This window comes from Streptomyces sp. NPDC002513 (assembly GCF_053595355.1).
Window position 1 is genome coordinate 26,919 of the sequence record NZ_JBSFXK010000031.1, and the last position, 18,361, is coordinate 45,279.

18 protein-coding genes are annotated in these 18,361 nt (G+C 71.6%); 10 read left to right on the forward strand and 8 right to left on the reverse strand.

What is annotated here, in order from left to right:
- Positions 1-69 precede the first annotated feature (69 nt).
- Positions 70-690, reverse strand: a complete 621-nt coding sequence (locus ACWD5Q_RS20800) for a uridine kinase family protein (RefSeq protein WP_451428535.1) — start codon at positions 688-690, stop codon at positions 70-72.
- Positions 691-931: 241 nt separating this feature from the next.
- On the opposite strand from ACWD5Q_RS20800, the gene ACWD5Q_RS20805 reads away from it, so the two are divergent.
- The 5 genes from ACWD5Q_RS20805 (at position 932) to ACWD5Q_RS20825 (ending at position 6,285) form a co-directional block, all read left to right on the forward strand.
- A complete protein-coding gene (locus ACWD5Q_RS20805; RefSeq protein WP_451428497.1) occupies positions 932-1,888 on the forward strand; it encodes a hypothetical protein in 957 nt (318 codons plus the stop codon).
- Between the two features lie 56 nt (positions 1,889-1,944).
- Positions 1,945-3,486 carry an amino acid permease gene (locus ACWD5Q_RS20810; protein WP_451428498.1) on the forward strand — a complete coding sequence of 514 codons (1,542 nt, stop codon included), beginning with the start codon at positions 1,945-1,947 and terminating at the stop codon, positions 3,484-3,486.
- 289 nt (positions 3,487-3,775) lie between these two features.
- On the forward strand, positions 3,776-5,146 hold the full coding sequence (locus ACWD5Q_RS20815) for a peptidase C39 family protein (protein WP_451428499.1): 1,371 nt from the start codon (positions 3,776-3,778) through the stop codon (positions 5,144-5,146).
- Positions 5,147-5,339: 193 nt separating this feature from the next.
- Complete coding sequence (locus ACWD5Q_RS20820; protein ID WP_451428500.1) at positions 5,340-5,486, forward strand: SCO1431 family membrane protein; 147 nt, start codon at positions 5,340-5,342, stop codon at positions 5,484-5,486.
- 139 nt (positions 5,487-5,625) lie between these two features.
- A complete protein-coding gene (locus ACWD5Q_RS20825; RefSeq protein ID WP_451428501.1) occupies positions 5,626-6,285 on the forward strand; it encodes a TetR/AcrR family transcriptional regulator in 660 nt (219 codons plus the stop codon).
- A 69-nt stretch (positions 6,286-6,354) separates the two neighbouring features.
- Here ACWD5Q_RS20825 and ACWD5Q_RS20830 read toward each other — a convergent pair whose 3' ends face one another.
- Positions 6,355-7,620, reverse strand: coding sequence for a glycoside hydrolase family 18 protein (locus ACWD5Q_RS20830; protein WP_451428502.1), 1,266 nt, complete (start codon positions 7,618-7,620; stop codon positions 6,355-6,357).
- 338 nt (positions 7,621-7,958) lie between these two features.
- Between ACWD5Q_RS20830 and ACWD5Q_RS20835 the strand changes: the two genes are divergently transcribed.
- Positions 7,959-9,131 carry an acyl-CoA dehydrogenase family protein gene (locus ACWD5Q_RS20835; protein ID WP_451428503.1) on the forward strand — a complete coding sequence of 391 codons (1,173 nt, stop codon included), beginning with the start codon at positions 7,959-7,961 and terminating at the stop codon, positions 9,129-9,131.
- On the opposite strand, the gene ACWD5Q_RS20840 is transcribed toward ACWD5Q_RS20835, so the two are convergent.
- Both ACWD5Q_RS20840 and ACWD5Q_RS20845 read right to left on the reverse strand, forming a co-directional pair.
- On the reverse strand, positions 9,094-9,360 hold the full coding sequence (locus tag ACWD5Q_RS20840) for a hypothetical protein (RefSeq protein WP_451428504.1): 267 nt from the start codon (positions 9,358-9,360) through the stop codon (positions 9,094-9,096). The two genes, ACWD5Q_RS20835 and ACWD5Q_RS20840, sit on opposite strands and share 38 nt — an antisense overlap.
- Before the next feature lie 267 nt (positions 9,361-9,627).
- Entirely contained in the window at positions 9,628-10,056 is a 429-nt protein-coding gene (locus ACWD5Q_RS20845; RefSeq protein ID WP_451428505.1) for a hypothetical protein, read from the reverse strand.
- A gap of 304 nt (positions 10,057-10,360) precedes the next feature.
- Here ACWD5Q_RS20845 and ACWD5Q_RS20850 point away from each other — a divergent pair, with 304 nt between their 5' ends.
- From ACWD5Q_RS20850 to fxsA, 4 genes are all read left to right on the forward strand, one after another.
- Entirely contained in the window at positions 10,361-10,801 is a 441-nt protein-coding gene (locus ACWD5Q_RS20850; RefSeq protein ID WP_037670872.1) for an Lrp/AsnC family transcriptional regulator, read from the forward strand.
- 56 nt (positions 10,802-10,857) lie between these two features.
- The gene (locus ACWD5Q_RS20855) at positions 10,858-12,474 is read left to right on the forward strand and encodes an amidohydrolase (protein WP_451428506.1); all 1,617 of its coding nucleotides are present in this window, start codon (positions 10,858-10,860) and stop codon (positions 12,472-12,474) included.
- Positions 12,475-13,089: 615 nt separating this feature from the next.
- Positions 13,090-13,893, forward strand: coding sequence for a polyprenol monophosphomannose synthase (locus tag ACWD5Q_RS20860; RefSeq protein WP_451428507.1), 804 nt, complete (start codon positions 13,090-13,092; stop codon positions 13,891-13,893).
- A 186-nt stretch (positions 13,894-14,079) separates the two neighbouring features.
- Positions 14,080-14,637 carry an FxsA family membrane protein gene (fxsA, locus tag ACWD5Q_RS20865; RefSeq protein ID WP_451428508.1) on the forward strand — a complete coding sequence of 186 codons (558 nt, stop codon included), beginning with the start codon at positions 14,080-14,082 and terminating at the stop codon, positions 14,635-14,637.
- Between the two features lie 240 nt (positions 14,638-14,877).
- Here fxsA and ACWD5Q_RS20870 read toward each other — a convergent pair whose 3' ends face one another.
- From ACWD5Q_RS20870 to yczE, 4 genes are all read right to left on the reverse strand, one after another.
- Positions 14,878-15,252, reverse strand: coding sequence for an RNA polymerase-binding protein RbpA (locus tag ACWD5Q_RS20870; RefSeq protein WP_351492306.1), 375 nt, complete (start codon positions 15,250-15,252; stop codon positions 14,878-14,880).
- A 267-nt stretch (positions 15,253-15,519) separates the two neighbouring features.
- Complete coding sequence (locus ACWD5Q_RS20875; RefSeq protein ID WP_451428536.1) at positions 15,520-16,881, reverse strand: MFS transporter; 1,362 nt, start codon at positions 16,879-16,881, stop codon at positions 15,520-15,522.
- Between the two features lie 67 nt (positions 16,882-16,948).
- Entirely contained in the window at positions 16,949-17,716 is a 768-nt protein-coding gene (locus ACWD5Q_RS20880) for a glycerophosphodiester phosphodiesterase (RefSeq protein ID WP_451428509.1), read from the reverse strand.
- Positions 17,713-18,360: a membrane protein YczE gene (gene yczE / locus ACWD5Q_RS20885; RefSeq protein WP_451428510.1), complete on the reverse strand. Its 648-nt coding sequence runs from the start codon at positions 18,358-18,360 to the stop codon at positions 17,713-17,715. Before yczE ends, ACWD5Q_RS20880 begins: the two co-directional genes overlap by 4 nt.
- Position 18,361: the final 1 nt, after the last annotated feature.

Consider the following 18,361-nt stretch of genomic DNA (forward strand, 5'->3'; position numbering starts at 1 on the left):
CTGTCCCGCCCCCGGGTCAAGCCGACCTGAAGCACTCAAGGAAGTTCGTCCGCAAGGGTCTTCACAAGTTCAGCACAACGACGTGGGTCCGTCACTGTGGGTGATCTCGTGGTCCGGACCAGGGGTCCCGGCGGGCCCGCGCACCACCTGATAGCCCATCGGCCTCTGGTGCACCAGGAGATCGGCGAACGGCCGCGACGGATCCTCGGCGAAGTGCCGCCGCTCCGCGGCCACCCATGCGGCCCAGAACGCGCTCTGCTCCTCGCCGTCCCGGGACCGCCCGCGTTCCCACGCCTCCTCGCGCGGCATCTCCATCCACAGCAGCCGCGCCAGATACGGGCGCAGGGCGCGGCGTCCCGCGCCGACCCCCTCGACGAGGACCACCGGGGCGGGTGGCAGCGGGCGGGCGGGGGCGAAGCCGCGGGTGCGCCACTCGTAGGGCCGGTAGTGCGCGGTCTCGCCGCGGCCGAGCGGGGTGATCACCTCGCGCAGCAGCCGGTCCGTCCAGGCGAACAGCTCCTCGTGGGTGGCGATGTCGTCGAGGTGCAGCACCGGCGCCCCGTCGAGCGCAGCCGCCAACTGCCCGGTGAACGTGGACTTCCCGGAGCCGGCGTGCCCGTCGACGCCGATGAGGCGGACGGGGCCGCAGGACGGCGGCAGCCGTCGCAGACGGGAGGCGAGCGTGTGAATGGCGGTTCCTGGAGGGGCAGGGGCAGGGCCCTGGAAGGGCGCGGGCGGGGCATTTTCGAGGGGTCATCCTACGCGACCGTGCCAGGGTCCCATGCCAGGGGAATCGGTGCCGCATCGAACTGTTCATTGATCAATCACCGGTGCGGTCCGGGGGCAGGAATGGGCATTCCAGATGTGCCACGCGGTGAGTAAGGTGCTGGTGCGCAACCGCCGGTGTCGGTACGGGGACGGACAGGGGAGCATGGCCGCGGGCTTATTCGCAGGGCAGTACGTGTGGCATCCGGCGGCCGACGACCGCGAGCTGGCGAGCGTATGCGTGGAAGTACGGGCCGGCCGCTATCTGAGCGCCCACGGACTGCTCGCCGAGACCCGTGACGACCCCGGGCTGCGCGCCCACCGCTCCCTGGTCCTCGCCTCCGAGGCCGCCGACTCCGACCTGGCCGAACGCTGGCTCGCCGAGGAGCCCGGCCCCGAGGCCGCGTTGTTATGGGCGCGCGTGGCCGTCCTGCGGGCGCTGCGCGCCGCGGACGCCCGCGACGAGCGGACCCGCGCGCTGGAACGCATCGCGCTGAAGGCCTGCGCACGCGCCACCGTCATGGCGCCGCACGACCCCACTCCCTGGGTGGCCAGGCTGTCGCTCGCGCGTCTGCACGACATCCGCGAACGCGCCCCGCAGGGGTTGCTCACCGCGCCACCGGGCCCCTGGGAGCTGTTCTCGCACATTCTGCGGCTCGACCCCTTCCACCGCGAGGGCCACCACCGTTTCCTCACCTACTTCTTCACCCGCCACCGGGGCTCGGCGAACGCCGCCTGGGACGTCGCCGCCTTCCTCGGTCAGCGGGCGCCCGTCACCTCCCCGCTGCGGCTGCTGCCCCTGGTCGCGCTCGTGGAGAGCTACAACCCGGCGCAGTCACTCGCGGACCGCGTCTGGGAGCAGCCCCAGTGGCGCTCCACCGCGCTCGCGGTCTACCAGAACTGGCTGCCGGAGGTCGCCGGATACCGCTTCACACCCGTGCTCGACCAGGCCTACCTCGCGCACGCGCTGGTCATGGCCCAGTGCGTGTTCGAGGCACGCGCCGTCCTGACGGCCATGGGGCCCTACGCCTCCCGTATGCCGTGGAGCGTCTTCGGGGACCCCGAGGACCAGCTCTCGCGCGCCCGCCGCGCCTGCGGACTGCCCGTGCCGGGAGGCGCCTGACCTCCCTTTGTCCAACGGTCAACCCTCCATGTCCCCCACACAGAAAGGGTCCGGTTGTGTCAGAACGGACGTCGATGCCCCGTACGAGACGCCGTGCGGGCCGGGATCCCGTCGCGATCGACGACGACGCGACGCTGCACGCGATGGGCTATCCACGCAAGCTCACCCGGAGGTTCCAGGCCTTCGACAATTTCGCCATATCCTTCACCATCATCAACATCCTCTCCGGCATTTTCTCCTCGTTCGGTTTCGGTATGAACGCGGGCGGCCCCCGCATTCTCGTCTTCGGCTGGATCGGGGTCTCCGTCATGGTGCTGTTCATCGGCGCCGCGATGGCGGAAGTGGCATCCGCCTATCCGACCAGCGGGGCCCTGTACTTCTCCGCCGCGAAACTCGCCCGACGGCATCGGGGCGCCTGGTCCTGGTACACCGGCTGGCTGAATTTCGTGGGCCAGGTGGGCGGCACCGCGGCCACCGGATACGCGGCCGCCACGTTCATCCAGGCGTTCCTCGCCCTGCAGTGGACCTCCTACCGGCCGACCGCACACCAGACCGTGCTGATCACGGCGCTGATCATCGTGCTCCAGGGGCTGGCCAACACCTACACCGTGCGTCTGGTCGCGGTCCTCAACCGGATCTCCGTGTGGTGGCTGCTGGTCGGGCTCGTGGTGATCGTGGGCGCCCTGGTCGCCGGCCCCGAGGAACACCGGCCGGCCTCGTTCGTGACGCACTTCGTGAACAACACCGGCTTCACCAACGGGCTCTACGGCGGCATGCTCGGCCTGCTCGTCACGAGCTGGACGTTCACCGGCTTCGACGGCAGCTTCCACATGTCCGAGGAGACGGTCCGGGCGACGGTCAACGCGCCCCGGGGCATCACCCGCTCCATCGCCTGGTCGGCGGTCACCGGACTCGTCCTCGTGCTGGCCCTGGTGTACAGCATCGGCGACTACGCCAAGGTGGCAGGCTCCTCGGCACCGCCCGTACAGATCCTCATCGACGGGCTGGGCACGGGGGCGGCGAAGGCGCTGCTGCTGATCGTCATCGGCGCGATGCTCTTCTGCGGCCTGGCCAACCTGACCAGCAACACCCGGCAGATCTTCGCCTTCTCCCGGGACGGCGCGATGCCCGGTTCCCGCTGGTGGCACTCGGTCTCGCCGCGCACCCGTACTCCGGTCAAGGCGGTGTGGCTCGCCGTCGTCTGCTCGCTCGCCCTGGTGCTGCCCGGCTGGTGGTCCCACACCGCCTTCACCGCGATCGTCAGCGTCAACGTCGTGGGGCTCTTCCTGGCCTACGCCGTGCCGATCTTCCTGCGGCTCCGGCTCGGCGCGGACTTCCGTCCCGGGCCCTGGCACCTCGGACGCTGGAGCCGGCCGGTGGGAGTGGTCGCCGTCGCCTGGGTCCTGCTGAGCAGCGTGCTGTTCATGCTGCCCCAGGCATCGCCGATCACCATCGACTCCTTCAACTACGCACCGATCGCCCTCGCGGTCGTGCTGGTCGTCGCCACGGTGTGGTGGTTCGCCACCGCGCGCCGCCGCTTCCGGGGACCGGTCAGCTACGGCCGCCCGGACGAGGTGGCGGCGATGGACCTCGTCTGAGGCGCGCCGCGGCCCCGGCGCCGCGTCCGGCGGGGAGCGCGACGCCCGGGCTCACTCGCCGGTGCGGCGAGGTGTGCGGTGCGCGCGTTCGCCGGCCGGGCGCGGCGGGTGTGCGGCGAGCGCGTGCGTCCGCCGCGCCCGGCGGTTCCCGGTCCTGTCAGTGGTCGGGACCAATAGTGGTGGACACGCCGAGGGCCGATGCGGTGGCGGACTCCCCGGACGCCCGCCATAGTTGGCGCACACCGTGCGTCTGAACCACCGCTTCAGAACACCTGGGGGTCACCCACCGATGAGCACAGCTTCAGAGCCGTCCCGCAGATGGGTCCTCGCCGCAGCGGTCGCGGTGGCCGCGGCGACCGGGGCGGCCACGGGCCCGGCGGCCGTGGCCGCCCCGGCCGGTCCGGCCGCCGGACCGGCGAAGGAATCCCCTCGCCCCGTGGACTACCGCGCCTGGACCACGTACGCCGACTGGCGCAGCGGCGGCAGCCAGGGCGTCCGAGCCCTGGCCGGCACCCGCCCCGGGGTGGCGATCGCCACCCCGACCGGGCGCACCGACTACACCGACCCGCACACCGGGAAGACCGCGAGCTGGGAGTACGCCACCTGGACCTCGCCGGTGCACCGGCTGTCCGTCCCGGCCACCGAGGCCGTCGCCTCCTGGAACGCGCACACGCCCGCGGGCACCTGGCTTCAGGTCGAGCTGCGGGGCACCTACTCCGACGGCACGGACACCCCCTGGTATGTGATGGGCCGCTGGGCGGCCGGCGACCAGGACATCCGGCGGACCTCCGTCGACGGCCAGACCGACGGCAGGAGCAGCATCGGAACCGACACCTTCGCCCTCGCGGACCCGGCCTCGGGCCTGCGTCTGGTGTCGTACCGCCTGCGGCTGACCCTCTACCGCGCGCCGGGCACCCGGCTCACCCCGACCGTGTGGCGGCTCGGCGCCATGGGCTCCGACATCCCGGACCGCTTCACCGTCCCGGCCTCCGCCCCCGGCCTCACCCGGGAGCTGGCGGTCCCGCGCTACTCGCAGGAGATCCACCAGGGCCAGTACCCCGAGTACGACAACGGCGGCGAGGCGTGGTGCAGCCCCACCTCCTCGCAGATGATCATCGAGTACTGGGGCCGGCGGCCCACCCCCGAGCAGGTGTCCTGGGTCGACCCCTCGTACGCCGACCCGCAGGTCTGCCACGCGGCCCGCTTCACCTACGACTTCCAGTACCGGGGCTGTGGCAACTGGCCGTTCAACGCGGCCTACGCGGCCACGTTCAAGGACCTTCAGGGTGTGGTCACCCGACTCTCCTCGCTCACCGACCTGGAGCGGCTGATCGCGGCGGGGATCCCCGCGATCACCTCCCAGTCGTTCCTCAAGGAGGAGCTGACGGGCGCCGGGTACGGCACCTCGGGTCATCTGATGACGGTGATCGGCTTCACCGCCGCCGGGGACGTGATCGCCCATGACCCGGCCTCGCCCGACGACGAGGCGGTGCGGCGCGTCTACCGGCGGCGGGAGTTCGAGAACATCTGGCTCAGGACCAGGCGGTACAACGCGTCCGGCAAGGTCGTCTCCGGCACCGGCGGCGTCTGCTACCTGTACTTCCCGGCGCACCCGACCGCCCAGCAGCGCAAGGCGCTGGCGGCGGTGGGCGTGCGCTGACCCGGGAGCGCCCGCGCCACCGCCCCCGAGGCCCTGGCCACGGCGGGGGCCTTCTCGCGCTTCGCGACGGCCTGACCCCGCCCGATCCGGGGTCCTGGCATGTGACCAAGGTCTCCGCCGCGGCGGCACATTCCGGTGGCAAGGTGGACAGACGGGGGGAGTCCACCGCACGCCCCAAGACCAGCGAGCAGCCATGACCGCCTTCTCAGCCACCGCCGCCCGACTCCGCGTCCGCGCGGGCGGCCCCCGGGACGACGACCCGAAGACCGTCGAGCACGTCGTGGGCTGGGCCCTCGTGGTGGTCCTCGCGATGCTCGTCACCCAGCTCGGCTGGCTGTGACCCGGGCGCCACGCCCTTCCTGAATCGGCTCGCGAATTCCGAACAGCGTCCCACCAAGTCGATCAGAGTCGAACATGCTGGTGATGTCGTTCTGAAATACTGCGGATATCCCGCCGGCAGTCGGAGGCTTGGGTCGAAATTGAATATCAGTCAACAGCGAGGCGTCGCGCGCCCGCAGGCGCGTGGCACCGCTCGCTCTCTGGCACGCCGCGCCGAACTCATCGCCATCGGGCGGAAGTTATTCTCCGATACCTCGTACGACGCGTTGTCGATGGACGACATCGCACGCCACGCCCATGTGGCCAAAGGGTTGATCTACTACTACTTCACCTCGAAGCGCGGCTATTACCTCGCGATTGTCGAGGATTCGGTGGCCAGCCTCGTCTCCCTGGCGGCCGGCGGCCTCGCCCTGCCACCGGCGGAGCGGGTGCACCGCACCATCGACAGCTATCTGCGCTACGCCGAGCACAACCAGGCCGCCTATCGCACGATCGTGAGCGGCGGGGTGGGCTTCGACACCCAGGTGCAGGCCATCCGGGAGGGGGTGCGCGAGGCGATCGTCGCCACCGTCGCGGAAGGGGCGTACGGCCTACGGGAGATCGCTCCGCTGGCACGCATGGGTCTGCTCGGCTGGGTGTGCGGCGTGGAGGGCGCGACCCTCGACTGGATCGACCGCCCGGTGCTGTCCCGCGACACCATGCGCGAACTGCTCGTGAAGACGCTCTTCGGCACCCTGCGCGCCATCGGGGAACTGGAACCCGCCTACGCCGCCCCGCCTGGCTCCCGCCGGGACGTCTGACGACCCACCCGGATGACCCACGTGGGCGGGAGCCGCCGAGGCTCCCGCCCACGTTCCTTGCCGAACGGGTCAGTTGATCGCCTTGATCAGCTCCCCGCTCGCGGTGTCACCGCTCAGGTCCCAGAAGAAGGTGCCGCCCAGGCCCTGCTGGTTCTTGTACGTCATCTTCGTCGCGATGGTCGACGGGGTGTCGTAACTCCACCAGTTGGTGCCGCATTTGGCGTACGCGGTGCCGCCGACCGTGCCGGTCGCCGGGCACGTGGTCTTGAGCACCTTGTAGTCGTCGATGCCCTGCTCGTACGTGCCCGCCGCCGGGCCGGTGGCCGTCCCGCCCGGCGCCGCCTGGGTGACACCGGTCCAGCCGCGCCCGTAGAAGCCGATGCCCAGCAGCAGCTTCGAGGCCGGGACGCCGAGGCCCTTGAGCTTGGCGATGGTGTCGGATGTGGAGTAGCCGGCCTTCGGGATGCCGGAGTAGGAGTTCAGCGGCGAGTGCGGGGCCGTGGGGCCGGTGGCGTCCCAGGCGCCGAAGTAGTCGTACGTCATCGGGTTGTACCAGTCGACGTACGACGCCGCTCCCGCGTAGTCCGCCGCGTCGATCTTGCCGCCGCTGGTGCCGTCGGCGGTGATCGCCGCCGTGACCAGCGAGCCGGAGCCGAACTTCGACCGCAGGGCCGCCATCAGATTCCTGAACGCCGCCCGGCCGCTGGTGTCGCAGGTGTTGCCGCAGGCGTTCGGGTACTCCCAGTCGATGTCGATGCCGTCGAAGACACCGGCCCACTTGGAGTTCTTCACCAGGTCGTAGCAGGACTGGGCGAAGGCGGCGGGGTTCTTCGAGGCCTCGCCGAAGCCGCTCGACCAGGTCCAGCCGCCGAAGGACCAGAGGATCTTGAGGTTGGGGTGCTTCTTCTTCAGCTTCAGCAACTGGTTGAAGTTGCCGCGCAACGGCTGGTCCCAGGTGTCGGCGACGCCGTCCACCGATTCGGCCGCGGTGTAGGCGCGGTCGGTGGCGGCGTAGGCGTCGCCCATCGCGCACTTGCCGCCGGTGACGTTGCCGAAGGCGTAGTTGATGTGCGTGAGCTTCGCCGCCGACCCGGAGGTCTCGATGTTCTTGACGAAGTACTTGCGGTCGTAGGTGCCCCATTCGGTGAAGTAGCCGACGACCTTGGAGCCCGCCGCGGCCGCCGTGTCGGCCGAGGCCGCCTGCGCGGGCGGTCGGGCCTCGGTGGCGGTCGCGGTGCCGGCGCCCGCGAGCAGTCCCGCCCCGAGGACGGCGCTGCACGCGGCGGACAGGAGTACCCGAAGGGGGCGGGCGCGGAAGGGGTGCGGTGTGAGCATCGTGTCTCCTCCGTGGGGGTGAGGGGAACGCGCGCTGACTGAACGCGTGCCGATTGGCATGAACGCGATGAAGTGATCGGTCCGCAACCCTAGGAGGACTAGACCAGTGCGTCAATGGTTCGGACCAATTTCGGGTGGGGAATCTTTCTTCGGGTAAGCGGTCGTTAACTGGTGACTCCATGCCTCCGATCGGGCATACTCCAAGCGCCACAACCGCTGGTCAGCCGCCTCCGAGACCCGGAACGGCGAGCATCGGCCAGGCCCGTTAAGAACCGGCGGAGCCGCCCCACCCACGGCCGCATCCGTCGATGTCCCCGAAAAGGGAGGAGAGCGTCGCCATGCCCGACCGCGCCCCGCAGCCGGTGGATCGTCAACTGCCCACGGACGAGGCCCGGGATCTGATCTCGCTCGTCCGTGACATCGCGCAGCGCGAGATCGCCCCGAAGGCGGCCGAGGAGGAGTACGCCGGACACTTCCCGCGCGAGGTCTTCCGCCTGCTCTCCGCATCCGGACTCCTCGGCCTGCCCTACGCCTCCGAGTACGGCGGCGGTGACCAGCCGTACGAGGTCTACCTCCAGGTCCTCGAGGAACTGGCGGCGGCCCGCCTCACCGTCGGCCTCGGCGTCAGCGTCCACACCCTCGCCTGCCACGGCCTGGCGTACTACGGCACCAAGGAGCAGCAGGTCGAGCATCTGCCGGCCATGCTCGGCGGCGGTCTGCTGGGCGCCTACTGCCTCTCCGAGCCGTCCTCCGGGTCGGACGCGGCGTCCCTGCGGACCAGGGCCCGCCGCGACGGCGACCACTGGGTGATCGACGGCACGAAGGCGTGGATCACACACGGGGGCATCGCCGACTTCTACACCGTGATGGCGCGCACCGGAGCGGAGGGGCCGCGCGGCATCACCGCCTTTCTCGTCTCCGGCGATGCCGAGGGGCTGAGCGGGGTGACGCCCGAGAAGAAGATGGGCATGACGGGCTCGCCCACCGCGCAGGTCCACCTCGACGGGGTGCGGGTGCCCGACGGGCGGCGCCTCGGCGAGGAGGGCCAGGGCTTCGCCATCGCCCTGTCGGCGCTCGACTCCGGGCGGCTCGGCATCTCCGCCTGCGCGATCGGCCTGGCCCAGGCGGCCCTGGACGAGGCCGTCGGGTACGCGACGGAGCGCCTGCAGTTCGGACGGCCGATCTCGGACTTCGAGGGACTGCGTTTCATGCTCGCCGACATGGCGACGCAGATCGAGGCCGGCCGGGCACTGTACCTGGCGGCGGCGCGACTGCGCGACGCCGGCCGGCCGTTCGCCAAGGAGGCGGCCATGGCGAAACTGCACTGCACGGACACGGCGATGAAGGTCACCACCGACGCCGTCCAGGTGCTCGGCGGGTACGGCTACACCGCCGACTTCCCGGTCGAGCGCTATATGCGCGAGGCCAAGGCGCTGCAGATCGTCGAGGGGACCAATCAGATCCAGCGGATGGTCATCGCCCGTCACCTCGTGGGTCCCGAGACGCGCTGACCGGGTCCCGGTCCGCCGCACGCCGGCCCGAGTCGGCCGGGGGTGCGGCGAGCCGCACCCACTCCGGGTCGTGACGCCCCGGCAGCGTACGCCCGCGGTCGGCCCAGGTCCGCATCAGCGCGCGGTAGATGGGCGGGTCCTGGGGCTGGGGCGGCGGCGGAAGCAGTGCTGCCGACGCCGGAACGAACACCCGTCGCCGACGGCCGGTCGCCGATTGTGTGCCGGTCATGCACGGGGAACGCCGGGCCGTGTGCCCAGGTCACCGGCCCCGGTAATCGAGCGTGAGTTCCCGGAGGGCTCGTACGGGGGCACGGTGCGCCTTCCTCGGGCGCGTCGCCCCGCGACGCGGTATCCGGCGGTCAGGGGCCGGTGAGCGACCTGACGCGCGGTCGGCTTCCGTAGCCCCGACGGGCACTTCGCTGTGCCGGGCAACCGGTGGCGCAGACGCCGGAGAGCTGCCCCGGGCCGTAGGACGACGGTCGAACGACGTACCCGGTCAGGCCGCCTGACGGGGCAGCACCGGCATCCGCATCGGGCGCGAGCCCGGGCCGCCGACGTGCGAGAACGGCTGCGTCCGCCAGTCGAGTCCCTGAGGGAGCGTCAACAGCAGGGCGGTGTCCTGCTCCTGGGGTGCCGCGGACTCGTCCGCGGGCCGGGCCTCGGCCGCCGCACGGCCCGTACCGGCGCAGACCGTGAGCCCGAACGGATTCCACGGTGAGGCGCACAGTGCGTGCTCAGGCAGGACCTCCTCGTCCGCCAGGAGCGCGATGGGCTGGGCGCAGTCCGGGCAGATCACCCGGTACATCTCGAAGGTGTCGTACGCGTCGAATTCGTCGTCGTCGGGTTCGACGCCCTCCGGCTCGGGCTCGACGACCGGCTGCTGCCGCTTGGCCGCGCTACGACCAAGGCGCTTCAGACTCTGCATGGGATTCTCCCCCTCGGGCTGGGCCGACAAGGCGCTGCGGCCTCGACCACAGCAAGCACTTCCCGTCCGGTCTCGGCGGTAATCACGAGCACATCACGAAGCCTGTTCACGTACTGTGGCGTTCGTCACATGCCGCCCGCAGATGCCGCGTGCGCCCGCCCTCTCCCGCGGCACACGGCACCCACGCGGGCGGCGGCCGGCTGCCGCGGAGGGCTCCCGGGCGGCTCCCGCCAACGTCACAAACCGGGTATGACCTGCGCCTGAGGTATCCGCGGAGATCGAACGCACGGTAGGTTCTAGCGCCATGGAGGAGCTGGACCGACAGATCGTGCAGCTGCTCGTCAAGGACGGGCGGATGAGCTACACCGACCTGGGCAAGGCCACGGGCCTGTCCACGTCGGCCGTGCACCAGCGGGTGCGCCGGCTGGAGCAGCGTGGCGTCATCCGGGGGTACGCCGCGGTCGTCGACCCGGAGGCCGTCGGTCTGCCGATGACCGCCTTCATCTCGGTGAAGCCGTTCGACCCCAGCGCCCCCGACGACATCGCGGACCGTCTGGCCGGCGTTCCCGAGATCGAGGCGTGTCACAGCGTCGCGGGCGACGAGAACTACATCCTCAAGGTCCGCGTGTCCACGCCCCACGAGCTGGAGGAGCTGCTCGCGCGGCTGCGCACGCTCGCGGGGGTGTCGACGCGCACGACGGTGGTCCTCTCCACCCCGTACGAGGCGCGGCCGCCCCGGATCTGACGCGTCCGGCCGGACCTGCGTACGGGGCCGCTTCGGCGAAGCGCGAGACTGTCCCCATGAATGAGCGCACCGCCCCGCCGCAGACCGTCCTGCTGCGCCGAGGAGAAGTCCACAGCCCCGCCGACCCCTTCGCCACGGCCATGGTGGTCGAGCGCGGGCAGATCGCCTGGGTCGGCTCCGAAGGCGCGGCCGACGCCTTCGCGGACGGGGTGGACGAGGTCGTGGACCTGGACGGCGCGCTCGTCACCCCGGCCTTCACCGACGCCCATGTGCACACCACCTCCACCGGTCTCGCGCTCACCGGTCTCGACCTGTCCGGCGCGCCCTCCCTGGCGGCCGCTCTCGCCCTCGTCCACGACTTCGCCGCCGCCCGCCCGCAGGACCGGGTTCTGCTCGGCCACGGCTGGGACGCCGCCCGCTGGCCCGAGCGGCGGGCGCCGCGCCGGGACGAACTCGACGAGGCCGCCGGCGGCCGTCCGCTCTACCTCACCCGCATCGACGTCCACTCCGCCGTCGTCACCACCGCCCTGCTGGAGCTGACGCCCGGCGTCCGTGACCGGGACGGCTTCAGTGACGGGGAACCGCTCACCCGGGACGCCCACCACGCCGTGCGCGCCGCCGCGTTCGCGGCGGTGACCCCCGCCCAGCGCACCGCTGCCCAGCGGGCCGCCCTCGCGCACGCCGCCTCCCTCGGCATCGGCTCGGTCCACGAGTGCGCCGGCCCGGAGATCTCCTCCGAGGAGGACTTCACCGGGCTGCTCCGCCTGGCCGCCGGGGAACCGGGACCCCGGGTCCTCGGTTACTGGGCCGAGCAGGACGTCGACAAGGCGCGGGAGCTGGGCGCCCTCGGTGCCGCGGGCGATCTGTTCGTCGACGGATCCCTCGGCTCGCACACGGCGTGCCTGCACGAGCCGTACGCCGACGCGAGCCACACCGGCACCGCCTACCTGGACGCCGCCGCCGTCGCCGCGCACGTCGTCGCCTGCGCCGAGAGCGGGCTCCAGGCGGGCTTCCACGCCATCGGTGACGCCGCCGTCACCGCCGTGGTCGAGGGCGTGCGCGCCGCCGCCGAGAAGGTCGGACTCGCCCGTGTCCGGGCCGGCCGCCACCGGATCGAGCACGCCGAGATGCTCACCCCCGAGACCGTCGCGGCCTTCGCCGAACTCGGTCTCACCGCCTCCGTGCAGCCCGCCTTCGACGCCCTGTGGGGCGGTGCGGACGGCATGTACGCGGCGCGCCTCGGCGCCGAGCGGGCCCGGACACTGAACCCGTTCGCGGCCCTGCTGCGCTCCGGCGTCCCCCTGGCCTTCGGCTCCGACAGCCCCGTCACGCCCCTGGACCCGTGGGGCACGGTGCGGGCGGCGGCCTTCCACCGCACCCCCGAGCACCGGATCTCCGTACGCGCCGCGTTCACGGCGCACACCCGCGGCGGCTGGCGGGCGATCGGACGCGACGACGCCGGGGTGCTGGTACCGGGAGCACCCGCCGACTACGCCGTCTGGCACACGAACGCCCTCGTCGTCCAGGCGCCGGACGACCGGGTGGCCCGCTGGTCCACCGACCCCCGTTCCGGCACTCCGGGACTGCCCGATCTGACGCCCGGCTCCGACCTCCCCGTCTGCCTGCGCACCGTGGTGGGCGGCCGGACGGTGTTCGTACGGCCGGGCGAGTGATCTGCCGGGGTGGCGGGCTCGTCCCCGCGCCCCAAGACCCCGTCGCGCGACCTGCGCATCCTCCCCTTCTGCCGGGGAACGGGTGAAGAAACCGCAGGTCGCACGGCTGTTGACAGTGAGGCGCAGGGGGCCGGTAGGTTCGGCCGCGTCCACCGTCGGACGTCCGACCGGGGGAACCTCCGCGCAGTCGCCGGAGCGCCGCTGGGTCAGGGATGGTGTGCCACCGGCACATCACCACTGGGAGCCAGGCTCAGCGCCCGCGCCAGGGCACGGGAACGTTCCGGCCGGTCGGCAGGGTGTGACCCGGGTGGGGCCCGGACGTCCAGTAGACAACGGCTCTCGGTCGACCCGCAGCCAGCGGGTCCCAGGTCGGCCCGAAGGGCGCCGGGCCCCCATCCGCAGCCCGTCCCCGCCGGGGCGCAGCGGATCCGGGCCCACGGACCGCTCGCCACCCGGCGGGGGCGCCGGGTGGCGCCGTCAATCCGCGCAGAACGCCCAAACCCACCCTCTTACCCGACTCTTGTGGAATCGACACCCCCATACGAACGTGCCATCACGTCGGCGCAGGCGACGGCCACTATGGTGGTCCCTGTTTACGGACATGAAGGGGCAGCAGTGAACGACGGCGACGGGACCCTTGCGGCAGAGGCCCAGGGGAGGCAGTTCGGTCCGCTCGGCACCGCCTTGGTGATCATCCCGACCTATAACGAGGCGGAGAACATCAAGACGATCGTCAGCCGGGTGCGGTCGGCCGTGCCCGAGGCGCATGTCCTCGTGGCCGACGACAACAGCCCCGACGGGACGGGCAAGCTCGCGGACGAACTGGCGGCCGAGGACGACCACGTCCACGTCCTGCACCGCGCGGGCAAGCAGGGACTGGGCGCCGCGTATCTCGCCGGCTTCCAGTGGGGCCTGGAGCGCGACTACGGCGTCCTGGTCGAGATGGACGCCGACGGCTCCCACCAGCCCGAGGAACTGCCCCGTCTGCTGACCGCGCTCAAGGGCGCCGACCTCGTGCTCGGCTCCCGCTGGGTGCCCGGCGGGCGGGTCGTGAACTGGCCCAAGAGCCGGGAGTTCATCTCCCGCGGCGGCAGCCTCTACTCGCGCCTCGCCCTCGATCTGCCGCTGCGCGACATCACCGGCGGTTACCGAGCCTTCCGCCGCGAGACCCTGGAGGGCCTGGGCCTCGACGAGGTCGCCTCGCAGGGCTACTGCTTCCAGGTCGATCTGGCCCGCCGCGCCGTCAAGGCCGGCTACCACGTGGTCGAGGTGCCCATCACCTTCGTCGAGCGGGAGCTGGGCGACTCCAAGATGAGCCGGGACATCCTCGTCGAGGCGCTGTGGCGCGTCACGACCTGGGGCGTCGGGGACCGCGTGGCCAAGGTCAAGGGCCGCGGCACCGGCTCCAGCGCGTCCTGAGCCCCGTGCCCGGTCCGTGCGGGCCTCACGTCAACTGCGAGCCGCTTTCGGTGGTCGCCCGTACGGGGCCCCGATCCGGCTCCGGAGCCGCGACGAAGGACGGCTGATCGTCCCCGTGCCGATCGTCCGACTGCCCCTGTGATCCCGCTTATCCCCTGCTGAGCATGGTCCAGGCACACTGGGAGCATGACTGGCGCACCGACTTCCTCGTACCCGGCCCGACCGCGGCGCTCCCGGACGCGCAGGTTCCTGCCGCTGGGCGTCGCCGCCTGGCTGGTCCTGGAGATCTGGCTGCTCACACTGGTGGCGGACGCGGCCGGAGGGCTGACCGTGTTCCTGCTGCTGGTCGCCGGTTTCGTGCTCGGCTCCGTGGTCGTCAAGCGGGCCGGGCGCCGCGCCTTCCGCACTCTCAGTGAGACGCTGGGGGCCCGCTCCTCGGAGCCCGAGCCGAGGAGCGGCGGCAACGGTCTGATGATGCTGGGCGGTCTGCTCCTGATACTGCCGGGTCTGATCTCCGACGCGGTGGGCCTGCTGCTCCTGCTCCCGCCGGTCCAGCGGACGGTGGGCCGGCGTGCGGAGCGCACCTTCGACCGCAAGCTCAGCGAGGCACCGTACGGCAGCCTCGGTGATGCCTTCCGGCAGGCCCGCATTCATCGTCCCGACGGGAAGATCGTCCAGGGTGAGGTCATCACGGACGAATCGGGGGACACCCCGCGCGAGCCGCGCCCACCGCTGACCCGCTGACCTGCTGAGGCCGGGGCCCGCGAGCGCGCGGAGCCGGAGCGCCGAACCCGACGAGCCGGGGCGCCGCACCCGCTGCGGCCGGAGCCCGTCGAGTCCTCCGGGTCCGGACGGGTGCCCCGGAACGGCCGACTCGGTGCCGTCGGCGCACCCGCGGACACGGCAACGGGCGCCGCACGTCCTGCTGACGTACGGCGCCCGCTGAACCGCGTGCGCTGTGATGCCGCCCGGTCCCCGTGGGGACTACGCGGACTTGCGGCTGTCCCGCGGATGAATCGCGATGTTCATCGCGCCGGAACGGAGAACGGCCAGACGCTCCTCGAGGACCTCTTCGAGTTCCTCACGGGTGCGCCGCTCCATCAGCATGTCCCAGTGCGTACGCGCGGGCTTGGCCTTCTTCTCTTCCGGGCCGTCGCCGTCCACCAGGAGTGCCGGGGCCCCGCAGACCTTGCACTCCCACTCCGGCGGGATCTCCGCCTCGACCGAGAAGGGCATCTCGAACCGGTGCCCCTTCTCGCATGCGTACTCCACGGCCTGGCGCGGAGCCAAGTCGATGCCGCGGTCCGTCTCGTAGCTGGTCACCACGAGGCGCGTGCCGCGAAGAGCTCGCTCACTCATGAATCGTGCCTCCCGGGCTTGTCGCCCACAGGACAGGTGTCGCTGTCGTCGTCATCCGGTCAACGTCCGGTCGGCGGTAAAGATTCCCGTTCCGAGTCCCGTACCGGGTCGTGCGTCGCCGTCGTAGCCGCCCTTTGTTGTACCCACCGGCGCCCGGTTTGTCACATCTGCTAGCAGATGTCACCCAGCGATTCGGCTCCTTTGACGCGCAGTAACGGTACGCCTGGCAGGCCAAACGCGTACACTACCGCCCTTTGCCTTGAGGTACTAAATCCTTTCGGGTACCGGATTTCCCGCGTCGCGCACCGCCTGCCGCACCGGGACGCGTGCCAGCAGGACGAAGCCGAGGGCGAAGAAGACCACCAGCGAGATGATCGCGTCCCGGTAGCTTCCGGTCACCTGGTAGGTGATCCCGAACAGCAGCGGGCCCAGCCAGCTCATGCCGCGGTCGCTCAGCTCGTACGCCGAGAAGTACTCGGCCTCCTTGCCGGGCGGCACGAGATGCGAGAACAGGGAGCGGGAGAGCGCCTGGCTGCCACCGAGCACCAGCCCGATGCAGGCCGCGAGGAGGAAGAAGCCCACCGGTGCGCCCGCGGGAAGGAAGTAGCCGGCGCCGAGCGTCAGCGTCCAGGCGACGAGCGAGCCGAGGATGGTCCGTTTGGCGCCGTGCGTGCGGGCCAGCCGTCCCATGCCGAGGGCGCCGCCGATCGCCAGCACCTGCACCAGCAGCACGGCGGTGATCAGCGTGGACTGGCTCAGTCCCAGTTCCTCGGAGCCGTACACCGATGCCTGCGAGATCACCGTCTGGATGCCGTCGTTGTAGATGAGGTAGGCGAGCAGGAAGGCCAGGGTGAGCGGTGTGTTCCGCATGTCCCGGACGGTGGCCGCCAGTTGCCGCCAGCCGTGCACCGCGGGTGTGGTGGATGCCGTACGGCGGTCGCGCAGCCGTCGGAGCGGTACGAGCGTGAAGGCGCCCCACCACAGGCCCGCCGAGGCCAGACAGACACGGACAGCCGTGGACTCCGACAAGCCGAAGGAGTCGTGCGCCGTGAACAGGACCAGGTTCGCGATCAGGACCAGGGAGCCGGCCGCGTAGCCGAAGGCCCAGCCGCGCGAGGAGACCGCGTCGCGCTCCTCGGGCCGGGCGATCTGCGGCAGATAGGAGTTGTAGACGACCATCGAGACGGCCATCGACGCGTTCGCGACGATCAGCAGGAGGCCGCCGAGCAGATAGCGGTGGCCGTCGAGGAAGAACAGGCCCGTGGTGGCCGCGGCGCCCAGGTACGCGCAGAGAGCGAGCAGGGGCTTCTTGCGGCCGGTGCGGTCGGCCGCCGCACCCGCGAGCGGCATCACCACGATCGCCAGGACGACGGAGGCGGAGACCGCGTACGCGAAGAACGAGCCCGCCCGCACCGGGATGCCCAGCGGGTGCACATAACCGTCCGCGTCCGCCGCCGCCTTGGCCACCGCGGTGAGGTAGGGCCCGAGGAACACGGTCAGCACGCTCGTCGAATAGACCGAGCACGCCCAGTCGTAGAAATACCAGCCGCGCTGTTCACGCCGGCGCCGGGCGGCCTCGCCGGTCTCTCCCGGGGACGGCGGCACGCTCTGACCGGGGGGCACCCCCATCGCCCGCTCGGTGTCGCTGTCCACCCCGTGCCCTCGCTTCCCCGCGGTGCGTGGTCGTGCGCGGGCGTCAGACCCAGGTGCCCCGGTCCTCGAGAACCTCGCGCAGCGTGTCGATGTGATCGGTCATGATGCCATCCACGCCCAGGTCCAGGAGCCGGTGCATGTCCCCGGGTTCGTTGATCGTCCACACGTGCACCTGGAGCCCGAGCGCATGCGCGGTGCGTACGAAACGGCGGTCGACCACGGGCACGCCCGACTGGGCCCGGGGAACCTGGGCGGCGAGCGCCGAGCCGCGCACCGGCGCGGGTATCCCCCACGAGCGCAGCCGAAGGCCCAGCACACCGCGGGTGCCGTACGACGTCGCCAGGCGCGGCCCGGCCAGCCGCTGGGCGCGCGCCACACGTGCCTCGGAGAACGAGCCGACGCAGATCCGGTCCCAGGAGTTCGTGCGCCCGATCAGATCGAGCAGGGGGAGCAGGCCGGGCTCCGCCTTGACGTCCACGTTCCAGCGCACCTCGGGGAACTCCTCGAGCAGTTCCTCGAACAGGGGCACCGGCTCGGTGCCCGCCACCCGGGCCTGGTGCACCTCGGTCCAGGGCAGGTCGGCGATCCGGCCCGACCCGTCGGTCACCCGGTCCAGGGTCGGGTCGTGGAACGCCACCAGCTTCCCGTCGGCCGTGGTGTGCACATCCGTCTCGATGTAGCGGTAGCCCGCCGCGACCGCGCGCCGGAACTGGGCCGCGGTGTTCTCCAGACCCGCCGCCGCCCCGCCCCGGTGGGCGAAGGCGATCGGGCCGGGGTGGTCGAGATAGGGATGGCGTATGCGGGTGGTCACCGAGGCAGTATCGCCCGTCCCGGTTGCCCGGTGGCAACGACCGCGCTGCCGCCCGATGCCCGGGGGGCGGCGAACACGCGCAGGAAGAACTGGGCGAGCGGGCCGATGGCCAGCGCGTACAGGACGGTGCCCACTCCCACGGTGCCACCGAGGGCGAAGCCGGTCGCGACGACGGCGACCTCGACGGCCGTACGGATCAGCCGGATCGACCGGCCCGTGCGCCGGTGCAGTCCGGTCATCAGGCCGTCGCGCGGTCCGGGCCCGAAGTCCGCGGTGATGTACAGGCCGGTCGCGACGCCGTTCAGCACGACGCCCCCGAGGAGAAGGGGTACCCGCAGGGCCAGGGAGCGGACCTCGGGGAGCACGGCGAGGGTGGCGTCCATGGCGAGACCGATGACGAGCACGTTGGAGACGGTGCCGAGACCGGGACGCTGGCGCAGCGGGATCCACAGCAGCAGCACGACGGCGCCGACGATCGTGAGCACCACGCCCATGCTGAGTCCGGTGAGTTGCGCCAGGCCCTGGTGGAGGACGTTCCAGGGCTCCAGGCCGAGGCCCGCCTGCACCAGGAGGGCGGAACTCGCACCGTAGAGCGCCAGGCCCGCGTACAGCCGGAAGAGCCGGCGTCCGAGCCGGCCCTTCATG